Below are 14,937 nucleotides of genomic sequence, written 5' to 3' on the forward strand. Positions count from 1 at the left end.
AAGCTCACCATTACTCTGTTAAAAGTATATACTCTTTGATTAATCTCCATCTATCATTTGCTTCTGGCACAACTTCAGAAGCCATCACCACCACCAATTCCTTCTCTGGAATACAACAAATCATATTCCCCCCATCACCCATTGCACAGTATGAAAAGATTCCATCTTCTTCTCGTAACCACCATAAATAACCATATTGATTTTCGTTCATTTCTGTCGATTCTTTTATCCATGATTTTGATAGTATTTGTTTTCCATTATGAATACCTTCATTCAAATACATCTGTCCAAACTTAGCCATATCCCTAACCGTTAACGTTACTCCCCAGCCGCCCGTCGAAATACCATTTGGATCGTGAACCCATCCTTTTACATCTTTTCCGAATAAGTCATCGAATCCAAATGCTTTCATATTGTAGTTTGGAATTTCGCTCATGCCGAGTGGTTGAAATAAGTACTCATTCGCAAATTCACGTGCACTTTTCCCTGTTGCATTCGTAATCATTGCTGATAGTACATGCGCTCCTGCAGATGAATATTTAAAAGCTCCAATCTCTCCACCGTTCCCCATTCTATGAAGTGTATACTGTACCCAGTCTGGTTGTGTACATAATTCTTCTAACGGTTCCTGCCAGTCTACAAAAGGGTATGGAGCTGTCATTGTAAGTAGGTGTCGCACTGTTACTTCAGATGACTTTACTTTATATTCAGGGAAAAACTCTATTACTTTTTGATCAACACTTTTTATATAGCCCTTATCTATACATATTCCAATTAGCGCAGAGATTATCGTTTTTGTGACTGACGCTATGTGAAATGCATCATCTGGACCGGAATCGTTATAATATTTTTCAAAAATAACATTACCTTTCCGCACTACTAACATGCCATTCATATTTTTATATTCTTCTTGTATAATTTGATCTAACTTTTCAGCAGTTTTCATTATTCCTTCCCCTTTAACCTATAATTAAAAAGGTTCGATAGGTACATATATATCAACTATATGTTTATTTTCCGGGTGCTGCTTTGGATCATTTCTATATACTTCAAAAGGATACAAGTCTCTCGGTTTATATCCGCTATTTGGCAGCCATTCACCGTATAAGAAATCCCATGCTCCTTTATATTCATCTTGGCATATTTCAAAATGTCCTACTGCATACTTTCCAGAAGGTATTACCATTATTCCAACGTCGTTCGTTTCTACTGTGGATTCATCTGAAATTGTTACACATAAACTTGTTCTTAAATGATATTCCTCAGTAAATTCATGATGATCGTGGTAAATGGTTAATACTTTCGTATCATCAAATACATGATAGTTTTGCTTAGCTGCGTAATGAAATAGTTTTTCTATCATTTCTGGAAAAGCTATAGTTAACTCCTCATATGTACCGATATGTCTTATGTATGCGACGTTTATATCGTCCGCTGTTACAATTTCAACATTTCCTCGAACCTTCTTACATTCATTGTATTGAGAAATTCCCCTTACGTCTTTGCAATTCTTGCTATTATCGTTTCGATATTGAGACGGACTTACACCGTAATGACTTTTAAATGTTCGGGAAAAAACTGCTGAATCTGTGAATCCGAAGTGATACGCAATATCTGTAATCGTCATATCTGTCCGATATGTAAGTAGATGTGTTGCCCTTTCTAACTTCAATCGGTTTACATACCGTGATAATGACTCGTTTACTATCCCCTTAAAAATCCGATGAAAATGAAACTTTGAAAATCCTGCTACATCCGCTAACTCTTCAATTGAAAGTGAATCATTTATGTTTGATTCTATATAATCTTGCACTTTATAAATGCGTCGTAAGTATTCATTTCTACTTTGTTTACTCTCCATACTTTTAGCTCCTCACAACAAAAAGGCTAACTTTGTGCTAGCCTACTTTTACACATGTTTCAAAAATAAAACTCTACTCCCGCCATTCCCATCATAATTTGTATGTACCGATACACCCTCTACCTCATCATCCCCAGTCTCAATTCGAAAACCGATTTCTTGATGAAACTGTATCGACTTTTTATTAGTTGGTGACGTAATTGCTTTTACAACTTTACGATTATTTGCACGAGCGACATCAAAGAAATATGAATACAATGTCGATGCGATTCCTCTTCTTCTATACTTCGGATTTACTCCAATAAAATGAACGTACGCTTCCTCTTTATGCGTTTGTGAGAAGAATCCGCATAAGAAACCTAACGTTCCTCCCTCTTCTTCAATGATAAAACTCGTTTCCTGAAAATGGACGAAGAACAATTTCGGCAACATACTAGCCATATCTCTCCCGCCCCACCATTCATTTAATACGGAATGAATCTTTTCATAATCTTCCCCTTGGATGTTTCTTACTCGCATATGTTTCTCCCTCTCACTCACTTCATTTTTTCATAAATTTTAATGACTGTTTCTACTAATAGGATGAATACCCATATCCCGCAAAATACAAGAATAGACTGGAATAAAGAACCTAGCATAACAATACTTATTAAACCTAATTCTGGCCCTGAAATGGACATTTCATCAAATCCTATATTAGGTATAAATGGACCAGTTGAAAAAGCCATTAAAATAGATCCTATTAAATAAATCACACTCATTATTTTGAATATTTTTATAGAAAGATACGAAGTTTGTTTTTCTTCCACTTGTGATAATTCGATTTCTCCACTCGCAATTCCTTTTTGTAAACAGTCCTCACATAGAAATTCTTCCTTAATTTTTTTACCACCGTGCAATGTACCTGTAATTTCTTTACAGCGCGAACACTTTCGATTTATCATTTTGTTATCACTCCAATCTCGTAAGATTATACTTATACAATTCTATTTTTACCTTATTATTCCTTTTGTGTATTTTATAGAGAGGTGACGTGTTTTATGATATCTAAACTTATTTTTGGTTATAAAAAGCCTACTGAGCAATATGTATTACGGCCTAGTTGTTATGCAATTATTTTTAACTCAACTTCTTCAAACATTGCTATTATCCAAAAAGGAGACCGTTATTTTTTACCTGGTGGCGGTATGGAAGGTACCGAAACAAAAGATGAATGCTTACATCGTGAACTACTAGAGGAATTAGGATGGGCAATTGAAATTAATCAATATATCGGTAATGCAATGCGATATTTTTATGCGGAAAAAGAAGATACATATTATTTAAACGATGGATTTTTTTATATTGCGAACATGGTGCAGACACAAACTGAAAACTGTGAGGAAGATCATGTTTTGCGGTGGATGTCTCCATTACATGCTATAGAATATTTACTTCATGATCATCAAAAATGGGCTGTTGAACAAGCGCTTTTATTACGAAACAAAAAATGATCTCCTTCTATATGAAAGAGATCATTTTTACTGTTAGCTTACCTTTTTCAAATTGAGAGCTGGCTTTTTGATTCCACCTTTTTTTACAACATATAGACCCACAAAGATAATAAGTCCGCCAACCAGTTGCATCATATTGATTTGCTCCCCTATTGTTACTGCCGCAAAAATAACTGCGAACAACGGTACAAGATACATATAAACCATTACTTTCGTTGAGCCTATTTGACTAATACCGACATACCACATTGCTAGCCCAAAGATTGTCGCAAAAATAATTGAATATGCTAGTGAACCCCAACTTGGCATGTCTACTGGCCACGTTAATGTGTTTACGTTGAATAAACAGTATATAACGAGAGGTACAATTCCAATTAAAGTAGACCATGATGTGACTCTCATTGCGGAATATTTTGTTATAAGAGGTTGCGCTAATATTGGATACCATCCCCACGCAATCGCTGCGACTAATCCAATTATGTTTCCGAGCCACGCATATTCGTAAGTAGTTCCTCCTGTATGTCCTGTTAGTAAAACGAATGCTGCACCAATAAACGCTACGATTGAACCAATTTGTACTTTCATCGAAAAACGTTCTTGTTTGTGCAATACTGCTAATATCCCTGTAAAAATAGGTGACATTGCAATTAATAATGAGGCGTTCGTTGCTGAAGTATATTTTACAGATAACATAAACATCGTTTGATACATTGTCGTACCAACGATACCGACTGCTACTAATCGTAGCCAATCTTTTCTTTCAATACGTAATGAGCGTTCCATCATAAAAGTGATAAGTAATAATACCGGTGATGCTACTAAAAATCGTAAACTATTAAATTGAATGGATGACATAAATGCCACTCCATACTTTCCTATTGTATAATTTGCTCCCCATACTAATGCAACTGATACTAGGAGCCATTCCATTTGCCATCGTTTCATCCGAATCTCCCCTTCCCTATTTAGCATAGTAAAATTGGCTGGATATAACACCGTCCAATTGGCTGTTTTTTTACCCAGCCAATCTGCTATACTTGATGTATATAAGAGATACGGAGGCGTTTTTTATGGAATGGAAACTAGATAGTGACAGTAAAATCCCTATTTATCAGCAAGTTGTTGACTTTATTGAAAAACGCATTACATACGGAGAACTTCCTCCAGGAAGCTTCCTACCTTCAGAACGGAAATTAGCTACGCAATTAAATGTAAACAGAAGTACAGTAACGACTGCTTATAATGAACTTCGTGCGATGGGAATTGTAGAAAGTACCACTGGTAAAGGTACACGTGTAAGTACACATATGTGGGGCGTTTCTCCAACATTAACACCCAACTGGAGAAATTTCGTAGAAGGTGGTACGTTTTTACCAAACTTACCGTTACTTCGCCATATTCGGGCAGAAGTACAACAAAATGAAAATATTATTGATTTTGCAAACGGAGAACTCGGTTGTAATCTCTATCCTCATGATCAACTGCAAGCGATTTTACGTGAACAACCTTTAACGCATTCATTAAGTTACGATCATCCGCAAGGCTATCTCCCGCTAAGACAAGCGGTCGTAAAATATATGAAGGAATATTTAAAAGTTGAGGCGACTGAACAATCCATTATGATTACATCTGGCGCACAGCAAGCACTTCACCTTATCGTGCAATGTTTATTAAATCCAGGTGATGCTGTTGCTTTCGAAAGTCCTTCACACTGTTATTCCTTGCCGTTATTCCAATCAGCAGGTATTCGTATTTTCCCATTACCTGTCGATGAACACGGCATTAATCCAGACGATGTACAAGAGCTATACAGAAAGCACCGCATTAAAATGATCTTTTTAAATCCAAATTTCCAAAACCCTACGGGGACGATGCTTCATCCAAACCGTAGAAAAAAACTATTATCACTTTGCGCAGATTTACGAATTGCAATCGTTGAAGATGATCCATCTAGTTTGCTGACGCTAGAAAAGAAACAACCTTGTCCTACTTTGAAATCAATAGATGAAAACGGAACTGTCATTTATGTACATTCTTTATCAAAAATGATTGCACCAGGCTTACGAGTTGGTTGGCTCGTTGCCCCGCAGTCTGTAGTAGAAAGGTTATCCGACGCAAGGCACCAAATGGAATTAGGTATGAGCATATTCCCGCAGTGGCTTATGCAGCAATTTTTCGAAACCGTACCATTTCAGTCTCATATCGTACCGTTACGAAAACAACTAGCAGAAAAAAGAGACGTTATCGTTCGCGCCTTAAACGAGCAACTTCATGATAAAATCTCTTTTTCAAATCCGACCGGTGGAATATACATATGGGGAAAATTAAAAGAACCGATAAACGAAAAACAACTTATTATGCAAAGTTTAAAACAAGAAATTGCTTTTATGCCAGGTAGTATTTTCGGCGCAAAAGATGGTTATATACGCTTATCTTATGGAAAAGTGAATATTAATCAAATTGAGGAAGGTATTTCTCGTTTGCGGGAGGCTATTTTGGTTTGTGAAAATAACTTTAAATAAAGCTTTCTCGTTTGACAAAACCTAAATCTACCATTATTATCAACACGAACCTAGTTATAGGAGTGATAAAAATGAAAATTTACGTTGATGCAGATGCTTGTCCTGTAAAAGATGTAATTATTTTTGAAGCTACGAATGCGGAAATTCCTGTTACACTCGTTACTAGTTTTTCTCATTATTCTAATGCAGAGCAGCCGAAAGGTGTGGAAACAATATATGTTGATTCCGGAGCAGATGCTGCTGATTACCGAATTATGCAGTTAGCAAAAAAAGAAGATTTAATCGTAACACAAGATTACGGTCTTGCTTCGCTCGCTTTAGCAAAAGGCTGTATCGTACTACACCATAAAGGCTATAAGTATACGAATGATAACATTGAACAATTGTTACAAACACGATATTTAAGTGCAATGGTTCGAAAAAGTGGTAAGCGTACAAAAGGACCGAAACCATTTACAGCAGAAGATAAAGAGAAATTTAGAGCGCTCTTTAAAAGTATGATTGCACTGTAGAAATGAACCGTCTATTTGTAGAGAAAGAAAAGAAGAGAAGAGAATATCCAAATGAACATTCTCTTCTTGAGGTTTACCCGTTTAAAATGAAGGTAAATTATCTAAGTTATTTTCTTTTATTCCATCCGGTTCACTACGTATAATATCTCTGCCATACTTATGAAATACGTCCACATGAGCTAACTTCCCTGATTTCGCTTCATTAAGAGCAGTCATATAATCTAACTCTCTCCCGCTACTTGTTTTAAAAGCAATTAAATCACCTTCATCATTTTTACGAACAGCAACAATTTGTTCTGCTCCTGAAGTAACTTCCTGAGCTATTTCAAATTGAGCTTGCTCTTCCCCTTGATGTAAATAATCATTATATACTTTTTCAAAGTCTTTTTTGTCCATTAAACTCACCTCCAACACATTTTATTAGTATGGTTGGGATGTAGTGTTTTTATGTACTTTTCTCTTAGAAAAACGGATTTTTAATACCTATGCAAACCCTTCAAAGTCTCCAATATATCATCTGTAAAGGCTGTACTACCCTCTGTCTCTAAAACTCTGAAATATAAACTTCTTAAGAACGATCTAATATTTTGTACTAAAATAGCATGCTGCGGATGTCGGATGTCCTCAACAGTTGCTATACTATGTAGCCAATTGCTCCACTCTTCTTCAGTTAAAAGCTTTTGGTTATGTAACGACATAATTGGCTTTACTAATCTCTCATCCTCAAAGTGTACATATACGTAATCACTCAATCGAACCTTCTGACGAACAGCCGCAAGAATCGCATATGAAAACTCACGATTTTGAATTGTACGTGCTAACGCATCGAGCGCATCTGCTGCATGTGCAGTAGAGTGTGCCCAGCCTTTTCCTTCTACGTAGCCCCTTACATCTTCTTCTAAATATACATATTCCAACACTTGTTCTGCCACACTGTACAATTGTTCTTCCGATAACAACGGTTCTCTTTCATGAACAGATAAAATAAGTGGTGGAATTAATACGGAGAATGCACGTTTAAATACAGAGTCTGTTCCCTTTTCACCAATTTTATAAAATAAATAATCAGGACTAATTGCTTGTAACATTAATCCTCTTAACTCTTTTTGTCTAAATACATCATTTGTAATCCATGTGTGAAGCGTACTATAAATTAAATCATCACGTAATTCAGCATCAGGTGATCCGATATAATCTAGCATCCATTGCGCATATGGATATGCATCTACGTCTTCTGGTACAGCATAATTGTTATTTTTAATTTGTAGTAGTTCTTCTTTTAGTTCGAGTACTTCATTCATTATATTTCTTGTCCCCTTTTTGCGTTTTTTATTGTCTTATCCCCTTTTATTTGCTTCATAAAATTAATTTAATTATAACAATAAACAAAAGGCTATACATATATTTCTGATTATGTATTACGCTCTTTCATGAAATATAACTTCTGGATTTCCTAAATCACTATTCTTAAATATAACATTCGCACACTCTTTTGGATTATGCTCATCTATATACAACTTACAGGCCGCATGATATCTGTTCAAAAACATCTTCTCTGCTTCTTCATAACTTCCAAAAGCTTCAGTTTCCCGCTTCGTACCACGTTTTCTCGCAATCTCAAAATTTGTATCTACAAAGATTTTGTAATCAAATAAATACGCAACGTCTTTTTTCAATAGAAACGTTCCATCTACTATTAATATCATATTTTGCGTGGCCAATAGCGGCTCATTATGTACAGACATATCCGTTATTAAGTTATGAGAAATCGTTTCATACTGTAAATTCCCGTTAGGTCCTAAAGGCATTAATAATCTTTCTTTGAAAGCTGTATAATCGTGTGCATCTTCATAATACCCTCTTGCAGATTCTTTTCCTTTTGCATAGCGAATCACTCTTGGATTATGAAAATCATCAATGCTTGCGCGTGTTACTGGTAATCCTCGTTTTTTTATTTCTTCCGCTAATTCGTTTGCAAATGTTGTTTTTCCTGATGCTGTAATACCACTTACTCCAACTCTTGTTGGATAGGTTAAGTTTAGCTTTACAATATGATCTGCAATTTCTTTGATTCGTTGTTTTCGGTTCATGATATCTCCCTTTATAATTAGTTTACATAATATAATTATAAGTAACAATCCATGTCACTATTTGTCGGTAAATCGATATCCTTTATCGAATCGTTGATATATCGAAAAAATCGTTGATATATTTTAAGTTATGATAGATATATTTGAAAAATCGTTGATATATTATTAGCTTACTTCCCCTTAAACCCCCGATATAAGGCCGTCCGTAACTCTTGCTTATACTCTTCAATTTCTGGCATTTCGAGTTCTTCTGCTAATCTGATAGCTAATTCAATATCATACGGTACTCGTACAAGTTGAATAGAAAAGCTCGCCGCTTCTTTTTCATTATATGTTCCTTCAAATATTAAATAGGAAGCTTGCGTTATTTCAAGTGGGTTTCCTACGCTACCGGCATTACATAACGTTTTCCCTCTGAAATTTTGAACGAACGCTTGGTGAACATCGCCGTAACAAACGACATCTGGTTTTCTTTCTCCTTCTATATTTTCTGTCAGATCACTATTTTCGAACATACTAATACGTTCTTCTCTTGAAGCGTGTGGTTGAATTCTTTCATATAAACTTCTCGGTGAAGCGTGAAACATACGAATGAGTTTTCCACTCATAAAAAATTCGATTGAAAATGGTAAACTTCTTAAATAATCATTTTGTTCTTCCGATAATTGTTTTTGATGCCATTTTAATGCTTCAAATTCAGTCGGCTTTGTAATAAAATCATCCCAGTTTCCCATTACGACTACTTCACATTCTTTACGAATGATTTCAATTGCTTCACTGGAATGAGGTCCTTTTCCTACTAAATCTCCAAGACAAATAATGCGCTCGATTCCTCTTAATTTAATATCATTCAACACGGATTCTAATGCTTGAATATTACCGTGAATATCTGAAATTACTGCTATTTTATCCATATAAATTACTCCTTTATTTATTACATTCGCTTGATTGATACCATTTTGGAATATAGGATGAAAAATCATTATGATCTTCTAAAATTCCATTTAATCTTTCCTTCATATCATCTACTAAATGCGGCGTACTTCGATTCGTCCAAACGATATCCGCTGGGAATGTCATCGCGGCGTACAATGTATAGAGTTTCCAAAAATGAAGCGATGGTTCGCCTCCGCAATAACCGTGAACTTGTCCAACCGCAAATGGTTTGCTTATATTCGTTGTAAATAGTGCTACTTTATAAAAATCATGAATAGGATCACCAATATCGAATCTAGCAAAATCTATGACAGCCCGAAACTCATTTTGGTCAATCATTATATTAGCCGGATGAAAATCGTCATGTAAAAATACGATGGGACGATTTTTTAATAAATCTTTATGATTTCCTACAAAATCTATCACTGTATTTAAACGAAAAAAGTCTACTTCATATTCTTTCAACGCTTCTAAGTATCTCTCATATTTACTCCATATAGACATTTCCCATGAATTACTTTTATCTTCTTTTTCAACTAAATGAATCTTTTTTAGTACTTCTCCAGCCTTTTTTCCAGCCCTATACTGCTCTTCTGTAGACAACGTTCTTAATATATCTTCACCATCTAATCCATCAATCCATTCAAAAACTTGTACACATTTATTGAATTTAGTAAGACTAATAAAATGAATTAATTTTGGCATAGGAATATGTAAAGAATCTAGCTGCTGCATATATTCATATTCTTCCTGCTTCCGTTCAAAATATGATGAATCGCATACTTTAATAAAATACGAGGCCCCACTCTCTAATTCAATTTTATATTTCTCATCGAATGAAAAGCCTTTTGAAATAACAGTCGCTTTTAACATACGAGGCCATTCTAGTATTCTCTCTATCTCCCTAAGCATTTCTTCCACAACGTTCACCTCTATTAATATATGTACAAACTACCTAGCACTTCATGCTCTCGTTTATTTCCACCTTTAAACTCTACTGCAAATGGATATTCGCCATTCTTATTCAAATGTTCTAGTACTAGCCCTTCTCCAATCGGTTCACAAAACTGCACATGAATATTTCCAAACACTACACTTTGACTCTCAGCATTCCATTTTTCATTTTTCACAACTGAACTTGTAGATAGTCCCATTACTTTTTTCCATTTCCGTACTGTTTCTCGAACGTTTTTTACTGCGTAATGAATCGTTTCAATTTGTTGCACTTTGTTTTTATGTTCAGTGATCGTCCTACTGTTACGTAAATCGTTTCTTCTTTCTTCGTCCGTTTCATTCCACTGTATAAAGAAAGGTAATTTCGGTCCGTTCTCTTCTTGCCTAACAAATAACATTTTCCATTCTAAAAGCCGGCCATCTTTTCTCATGCGTTTCCCTTCAAATGGCCCTATCGTATGTAAGCCGTACTTATTAAAGTTAACTGCTAGCTCCTCAATTGCATCTGTTCGGATCGCGATTTGTAGCATTCCTTCTCCATTTTGTAGTTTCACCACTGTTTCTTGTACTAATGGATTTTCTGCTTCTTTCGCTTTTTCTTCATGTTGAACTGCTAAAAATTCTATATATGATAAATCAAAATAACTTAAACTATTCCAAGTACCCCAATTCGTATGCTCTCCGCCTAATACAGTATGAAATCCAAGTTCCTGCATTTGTTTTGCCGCTTCCTCCGGTGTACCATGAACTGCGTGAACAAGATGATCAAATCGTAACATGTCTTTCTCCCCTTTCTCTCCATCCTTTTATTGTATATTTTATTTTTATTTCATTCAATTCAAAAACTTTAAAACCTAGTTGATTTATACGATTAATATGTATTATAATGAAACAAATTTAATTATTGCTGATTGGAAAAACCAAAGGCACTTTTCTCATACGGGAAAAGTGTCTTTTTCATTTATTATTACAGGGGGATTATTTATGCAGAAATTAATTGTCTTTGCTATTATTGGATTTTTCGCTCAACTGATCGATGGAGCACTCGGAATGGCGTATGGGGTAACGTCTACTTCACTATTATTAATGTTTGGTATTGCACCGGCTGTAGCTTCCGCATCGGTTCATTTAGCTGAAGTCGTTACAACTGCAGCTTCTGGCGCATCTCATATCAAATTTGGAAACGTTGATAAATATACAGTTTCCAGGCTTACATTACCTGGGGCAATCGGCGCATTTGTTGGGGCATGTTTTTTAAGTAATTTGCCTGGAGATGTAATCAAACCGTACATTTCCGTATTTTTATTTACTTTAGGGGTTTATATTTTATTACGATTCATCATTCAAAAACAAATTGTCACTTCAAATAAGCGTATGTCTGCAAAACAACTTGTGCCGCTTGGTTTATTCGCTGGATTCGTTGATTCAACTGGTGGCGGTGGTTGGGGGCCGATTACGACACCTGTTCTTCTAGCAAGAGGAAATGAAGCTAGAAAAGTTATTGGATCTGTAGATACGAGTGAATTTCCTGTTTCACTCGCTGCAACAATCGGCTTCTTCATCTCACTTGGCTGGGAACAAGTAAGCTGGGTTTGGGTATTTTCTCTCATGCTCGGTGGTATCGTAGCGGCACCAATCGCGGCATGGCTAGTTCGCATCGTTCCTTCTCATTTACTTGGCGTATTAGTTGGTGGTCTTATTATCTTTACAAACATTCGTACACTGCTTACTACATTTAAAGTGGATCCAACTATTATTTCACTTTCTTACGTTGCAGTTGGTCTTGTCGTTATTATTTCTATTTTCATTGCTGTTCGTAATCATTCCAATCGTCCTAATACGTCAACGGCTGAGTATCCGAATGATCAGAAGCAAATGCTACCATAACTATAAAAAATACCGCTCAATTTAGAGCGGTATTTTTTATTTTTCTATTTTCCAATTAATCATCATTTCTGTAGCATTTACTCTCTTCATATGTAACTTTTCTAAAACACGCATCGAACTATAATTATCTAGAAGTGTCTCTGCAATTATTGTTTCTACCTCTCCTGTTTTGAAAGCCCAATCGATTAGTTCTTTTACAGCTTCTGTTGCATAGCCCTGATTCCAATATTTCTCAATGAATCCATAGCCAATTTCTACTGTTTGATCCTCGTTTGGTTTCCCTTTAAACCCAATATCACCTAAAACGCTATCATCTTCTTTTCGAAGAACATACCACGCCCCCCATGGTAATAAAGTTGCATCTTGTTTTACATTCTTTACATGCCCTACAATATGCGGGCCGCTATTGTATCCTTGCTCGTTAGCGACTTGAATCCTCTCTTCTGTACACGGCACTATATAGAGCCTTTCTGTTTCTAATTTCATTTTGATTTCCCCTTTTTGCTTAAACGTTACTCTAATTATAACAAATAATATGACTTTATTATGAATGTCGAATTATATTTTCTGAATTTTCTTTTAATTTAGAGGGTTTTTCAATATTTTTTGCGAAACATTTGTATAACAATTTTTTCTTTGCTTATTGCTACATAATAGTAGGTTCGGGTGGAGTTTTGCAAGCGTTTCCTATACAATAACCGATATTTTTTGACTTTTCCTAACAAAATATCTTGCAATATATTCAGAAAGTCATTACAATTGCCATATATTAAAAATCTTAGCAATATATCAAATCCTCATCAATCCGATGAGGTAGAGGTTGCGACTTTTAAGAGTACGACGGACGAGACACAGAGAATGTCACCGACTCCGTTTGAAAGGAAAAGTTGCCGAAGTTTATATTTCTTCTCTGGAAATATGAGCTGGGGCTGTCTCCGAAAGGAACAGAACTGTCACGTTTACAAAATTACCGTGTAAACGTGGGGTGCTATCTTAACGGAAGGGTATGATGGGGTGGTTATTTGTGAAACGTTCCGCCAAATTCCTTTGGCGGTTTTTTGTATTTTTCTCCCCCGCTCCTTCCTAACCTACAAGAAAAGGAGTGTTGAACATGAATAGCGCAACAAATCAATCTACCTCTAAAACGCAAACTACACAAGGACAAGGTGAATTAAAACGCGGATTAAAATCTCGTCACCTTACGATGATTTCTCTCGGCGGTACAATTGGTACCGGACTATTTCTTGCCAGCGGTGGTGTCATCCATTCAGCTGGACCTGGTGGTGCATTAATTGCATACGCCGCAATTGGAATTATGGTTTACTTTTTAATGACAAGCTTAGCTGAACTCGCAGCTTACATGCCTGTTACTGGATCTTTTAGTACGTATGCAACAAAATTTGTTGATCCATCACTTGGCTTTGCACTTGGATGGAACTATTGGTATAACTGGGCAATTACGATTGCTGCTGAACTAGCTGCTGTAACATTAATTATGAAATTTTGGTTCCCAGATACCCCTTCTCTTATTTGGAGCGGATTATGTTTAGCTATTATTTTCCTTTTAAACTACTTATCTGTTAAAGGGTTTGGTGAATCTGAATATTGGTTCGCACTTATTAAAGTAGTTACGATTATTATCTTTTTAATTGTTGGTTTCATGATGATTTTTGGAATTATGGGCGGCGAAATGGTTGGCTTCAAAAACTTCACTGTTGCAGATGCACCATTTAACGGCGGTATCATGGCAATTATCGGTGTGTTTATGGCAGCTGGTTTCTCATTCCAAGGTACTGAACTATTAGGAGTAGCTGCTGGTGAAACATCTGATCCAGAACGTAATATCCCAAAAGCAATTCGTTCAATCTTTTGGCGTATTCTTTTATTCTATATCCTTGCAATTCTCGTTATCGGTTTATTAATTCCTTATACAACTGAAAGTCTTGCTGCAAGTGATGTAACAGTAAGTCCATTTACACTTATTTTCGAAAAAGCGGGCGTTGCCTTTGCTGCTTCTGTTATGAACGCTGTTATTTTAACGGCAGTACTATCTGCTGGTAACTCTGGTATGTATGCATCAACTCGTATGCTTTGGGATTTAGCTCGCCAAGGGAAGGCACCAAAGTTTCTTGGTAAATTAGATAGCCGCGGTGTACCTGTTAACGCATTAATCGTAACATCGATTGTCGGTAGTATTGCTTTCATTGCTTCTTTATTCGGTGACGGTGTTGTATACATTTGGTTATTAAATGCATCAGGAATGTCTGGCTTTATCGCTTGGGTCGGCATTGCAATTAGTCATTACCGTTTCCGTAAAGCGTATATCGCACAAGGAAAAGATTTAAATGACTTACCATATAGAGCAAAATGGTTCCCCTTCGGTCCAATCTTTGCATTTACACTTTGTATCATCGTAATTTTAGGACAAAACTACGGGGCATTTATGGGTGAGTCAATCGACTGGAACGGTGTACTCGTTTCTTACATCGGTTTACCACTCTTCTTAGTACTATGGTTAGGTTATAAATTTACGAAAAAAACAAAAGTGATTCCACTTGATAAATGTGAACTAAAATAAAGTGAAACGAGCAAACAAATTTGTTTGCTCGTTTTTTGTTGCAAACCTCTTTACTTCCCTATTGCTCCTGTTTTTGCAATAATAAAGGAAATATAAATAAAGGT

The 14,937-nt window shown here is 35.9% G+C and carries 17 protein-coding genes and 1 riboswitch; of the genes, 5 read left to right on the forward strand and 12 right to left on the reverse strand.

The genetic code is table 11. The features are described from left to right. Positions 1–10: 10 nt before the first annotated feature. Genes DN399_RS14920 through DN399_RS14935 form a run of 4 tightly spaced genes read right to left on the reverse strand, consistent with a single transcriptional unit; the run spans position 11 to position 2,805 of the window. Positions 11–946 (reverse strand): serine hydrolase domain-containing protein, encoded by a 936-nt coding sequence (locus DN399_RS14920; protein ID WP_149149742.1) that lies wholly within the window; start codon positions 944–946, stop codon positions 11–13. A 24-nt stretch (positions 947–970) separates the two neighbouring features. Further along, the gene (locus DN399_RS14925) at positions 971–1,861 is read right to left on the reverse strand and encodes an AraC family transcriptional regulator (protein WP_149149743.1); all 891 of its coding nucleotides are present in this window, start codon (positions 1,859–1,861) and stop codon (positions 971–973) included. 48 nt (positions 1,862–1,909) lie between these two features. Beyond that, entirely contained in the window at positions 1,910–2,380 is a 471-nt protein-coding gene (locus DN399_RS14930) for a GNAT family N-acetyltransferase (RefSeq protein WP_149149744.1), read from the reverse strand. Between the two features lie 17 nt (positions 2,381–2,397). Continuing rightward, complete coding sequence (locus DN399_RS14935) at positions 2,398–2,805, reverse strand: DUF3980 domain-containing protein (protein ID WP_149149745.1); 408 nt, start codon at positions 2,803–2,805, stop codon at positions 2,398–2,400. A 96-nt stretch (positions 2,806–2,901) separates the two neighbouring features. On the opposite strand from DN399_RS14935, the gene DN399_RS14940 reads away from it, so the two are divergent. Then, complete coding sequence (locus tag DN399_RS14940) at positions 2,902–3,354, forward strand: NUDIX hydrolase (protein ID WP_074047552.1); 453 nt, start codon at positions 2,902–2,904, stop codon at positions 3,352–3,354. A 33-nt stretch (positions 3,355–3,387) separates the two neighbouring features. Here the strand turns inward: DN399_RS14940 and DN399_RS14945 are convergent, their stop codons facing one another. Then, a complete protein-coding gene (locus DN399_RS14945) occupies positions 3,388–4,299 on the reverse strand; it encodes a DMT family transporter (RefSeq protein WP_149149746.1) in 912 nt (303 codons plus the stop codon). Between the two features lie 125 nt (positions 4,300–4,424). Here DN399_RS14945 and pdxR point away from each other — a divergent pair, with 125 nt between their 5' ends. Together pdxR and DN399_RS14955 are read left to right on the forward strand one after the other, a co-directional pair. Continuing rightward, positions 4,425–5,876 carry a MocR-like pyridoxine biosynthesis transcription factor PdxR gene (pdxR, locus tag DN399_RS14950; protein ID WP_149149747.1) on the forward strand — a complete coding sequence of 484 codons (1,452 nt, stop codon included), beginning with the start codon at positions 4,425–4,427 and terminating at the stop codon, positions 5,874–5,876. Positions 5,877–5,947: 71 nt separating this feature from the next. Then, positions 5,948–6,388, forward strand: coding sequence for a YaiI/YqxD family protein (locus DN399_RS14955; protein ID WP_000708761.1), 441 nt, complete (start codon positions 5,948–5,950; stop codon positions 6,386–6,388). 81 nt (positions 6,389–6,469) lie between these two features. On the opposite strand, the gene DN399_RS14960 is transcribed toward DN399_RS14955, so the two are convergent. From DN399_RS14960 to DN399_RS14985, 6 genes are all read right to left on the reverse strand, one after another. After that, positions 6,470–6,784, reverse strand: coding sequence for a DUF3892 domain-containing protein (locus DN399_RS14960; protein ID WP_000358161.1), 315 nt, complete (start codon positions 6,782–6,784; stop codon positions 6,470–6,472). Between the two features lie 80 nt (positions 6,785–6,864). Continuing rightward, positions 6,865–7,689 carry a DUF2785 domain-containing protein gene (locus DN399_RS14965; protein WP_006926031.1) on the reverse strand — a complete coding sequence of 275 codons (825 nt, stop codon included), beginning with the start codon at positions 7,687–7,689 and terminating at the stop codon, positions 6,865–6,867. Positions 7,690–7,806: 117 nt separating this feature from the next. After that, on the reverse strand, positions 7,807–8,478 hold the full coding sequence (locus DN399_RS14970; RefSeq protein WP_086411501.1) for a nucleoside/nucleotide kinase family protein: 672 nt from the start codon (positions 8,476–8,478) through the stop codon (positions 7,807–7,809). Between the two features lie 170 nt (positions 8,479–8,648). Then, a complete protein-coding gene (locus DN399_RS14975; protein ID WP_000357656.1) occupies positions 8,649–9,392 on the reverse strand; it encodes a metallophosphoesterase family protein in 744 nt (247 codons plus the stop codon). A 13-nt stretch (positions 9,393–9,405) separates the two neighbouring features. Then, positions 9,406–10,335 carry an aminoglycoside phosphotransferase family protein gene (locus DN399_RS14980; RefSeq protein WP_006926036.1) on the reverse strand — a complete coding sequence of 310 codons (930 nt, stop codon included), beginning with the start codon at positions 10,333–10,335 and terminating at the stop codon, positions 9,406–9,408. 14 nt (positions 10,336–10,349) lie between these two features. Next, positions 10,350–11,147 carry a VOC family protein gene (locus tag DN399_RS14985; RefSeq protein WP_006926038.1) on the reverse strand — a complete coding sequence of 266 codons (798 nt, stop codon included), beginning with the start codon at positions 11,145–11,147 and terminating at the stop codon, positions 10,350–10,352. Between the two features lie 97 nt (positions 11,148–11,244). Here DN399_RS14985 and DN399_RS14990 point away from each other — a divergent pair, with 97 nt between their 5' ends. After that, positions 11,245–12,255: a sulfite exporter TauE/SafE family protein gene (locus tag DN399_RS14990; RefSeq protein ID WP_002024365.1), complete on the forward strand. Its 1,011-nt coding sequence runs from the start codon at positions 11,245–11,247 to the stop codon at positions 12,253–12,255. Positions 12,256–12,291: 36 nt separating this feature from the next. On the opposite strand, the gene DN399_RS14995 is transcribed toward DN399_RS14990, so the two are convergent. Further along, entirely contained in the window at positions 12,292–12,741 is a 450-nt protein-coding gene (locus DN399_RS14995) for a GNAT family N-acetyltransferase (RefSeq protein WP_000764607.1), read from the reverse strand. Between the two features lie 320 nt (positions 12,742–13,061). Then, a riboswitch (Lysine riboswitch) is annotated at positions 13,062–13,254 on the forward strand. Positions 13,255–13,366: 112 nt separating this feature from the next. On the opposite strand from DN399_RS14995, the gene DN399_RS15000 reads away from it, so the two are divergent. Next, the gene (locus DN399_RS15000; protein ID WP_149149748.1) at positions 13,367–14,833 is read left to right on the forward strand and encodes an amino acid permease; all 1,467 of its coding nucleotides are present in this window, start codon (positions 13,367–13,369) and stop codon (positions 14,831–14,833) included. The last annotated feature ends 104 nt before the right edge of the window (positions 14,834–14,937 follow it).

The organism is Bacillus sp. AR4-2, assembly GCF_008274865.1.
GTDB lineage: Bacteria > Bacillota > Bacilli > Bacillales > Bacillaceae_G > Bacillus_A > Bacillus_A cereus.

Coding starts and splice junctions, on each gene's coding strand:
- DN399_RS15000 (WP_149149748.1), top strand. CDS start 13,367: ATGAATAGCGCAACAAATCAATCTACCTCTAAAACGCAAACTACACAA.
- DN399_RS14975 (WP_000357656.1), bottom strand. CDS start 9,392: ATGGATAAAATAGCAGTAATTTCAGATATTCACGGTAATATTCAAGCA.
- DN399_RS14985 (WP_006926038.1), bottom strand. CDS start 11,147: ATGTTACGATTTGATCATCTTGTTCACGCAGTTCATGGTACACCGGAG.
- DN399_RS14990 (WP_002024365.1), top strand. CDS start 11,245: ATGTATTATAATGAAACAAATTTAATTATTGCTGATTGGAAAAACCAA.
- DN399_RS14930 (WP_149149744.1), bottom strand. CDS start 2,380: ATGCGAGTAAGAAACATCCAAGGGGAAGATTATGAAAAGATTCATTCC.
- DN399_RS14920 (WP_149149742.1), bottom strand. CDS start 946: ATGAAAACTGCTGAAAAGTTAGATCAAATTATACAAGAAGAATATAAA.
- DN399_RS14925 (WP_149149743.1), bottom strand. CDS start 1,861: ATGGAGAGTAAACAAAGTAGAAATGAATACTTACGACGCATTTATAAA.
- DN399_RS14935 (WP_149149745.1), bottom strand. CDS start 2,805: ATGATAAATCGAAAGTGTTCGCGCTGTAAAGAAATTACAGGTACATTG.
- DN399_RS14955 (WP_000708761.1), top strand. CDS start 5,948: ATGAAAATTTACGTTGATGCAGATGCTTGTCCTGTAAAAGATGTAATT.
- pdxR (WP_149149747.1), top strand. CDS start 4,425: ATGGAATGGAAACTAGATAGTGACAGTAAAATCCCTATTTATCAGCAA.
- DN399_RS14960 (WP_000358161.1), bottom strand. CDS start 6,784: ATGGACAAAAAAGACTTTGAAAAAGTATATAATGATTATTTACATCAA.
- DN399_RS14940 (WP_074047552.1), top strand. CDS start 2,902: ATGATATCTAAACTTATTTTTGGTTATAAAAAGCCTACTGAGCAATAT.
- DN399_RS14965 (WP_006926031.1), bottom strand. CDS start 7,689: ATGAATGAAGTACTCGAACTAAAAGAAGAACTACTACAAATTAAAAAT.
- DN399_RS14945 (WP_149149746.1), bottom strand. CDS start 4,299: ATGAAACGATGGCAAATGGAATGGCTCCTAGTATCAGTTGCATTAGTA.
- DN399_RS14970 (WP_086411501.1), bottom strand. CDS start 8,478: ATGAACCGAAAACAACGAATCAAAGAAATTGCAGATCATATTGTAAAG.
- DN399_RS14995 (WP_000764607.1), bottom strand. CDS start 12,741: ATGAAATTAGAAACAGAAAGGCTCTATATAGTGCCGTGTACAGAAGAG.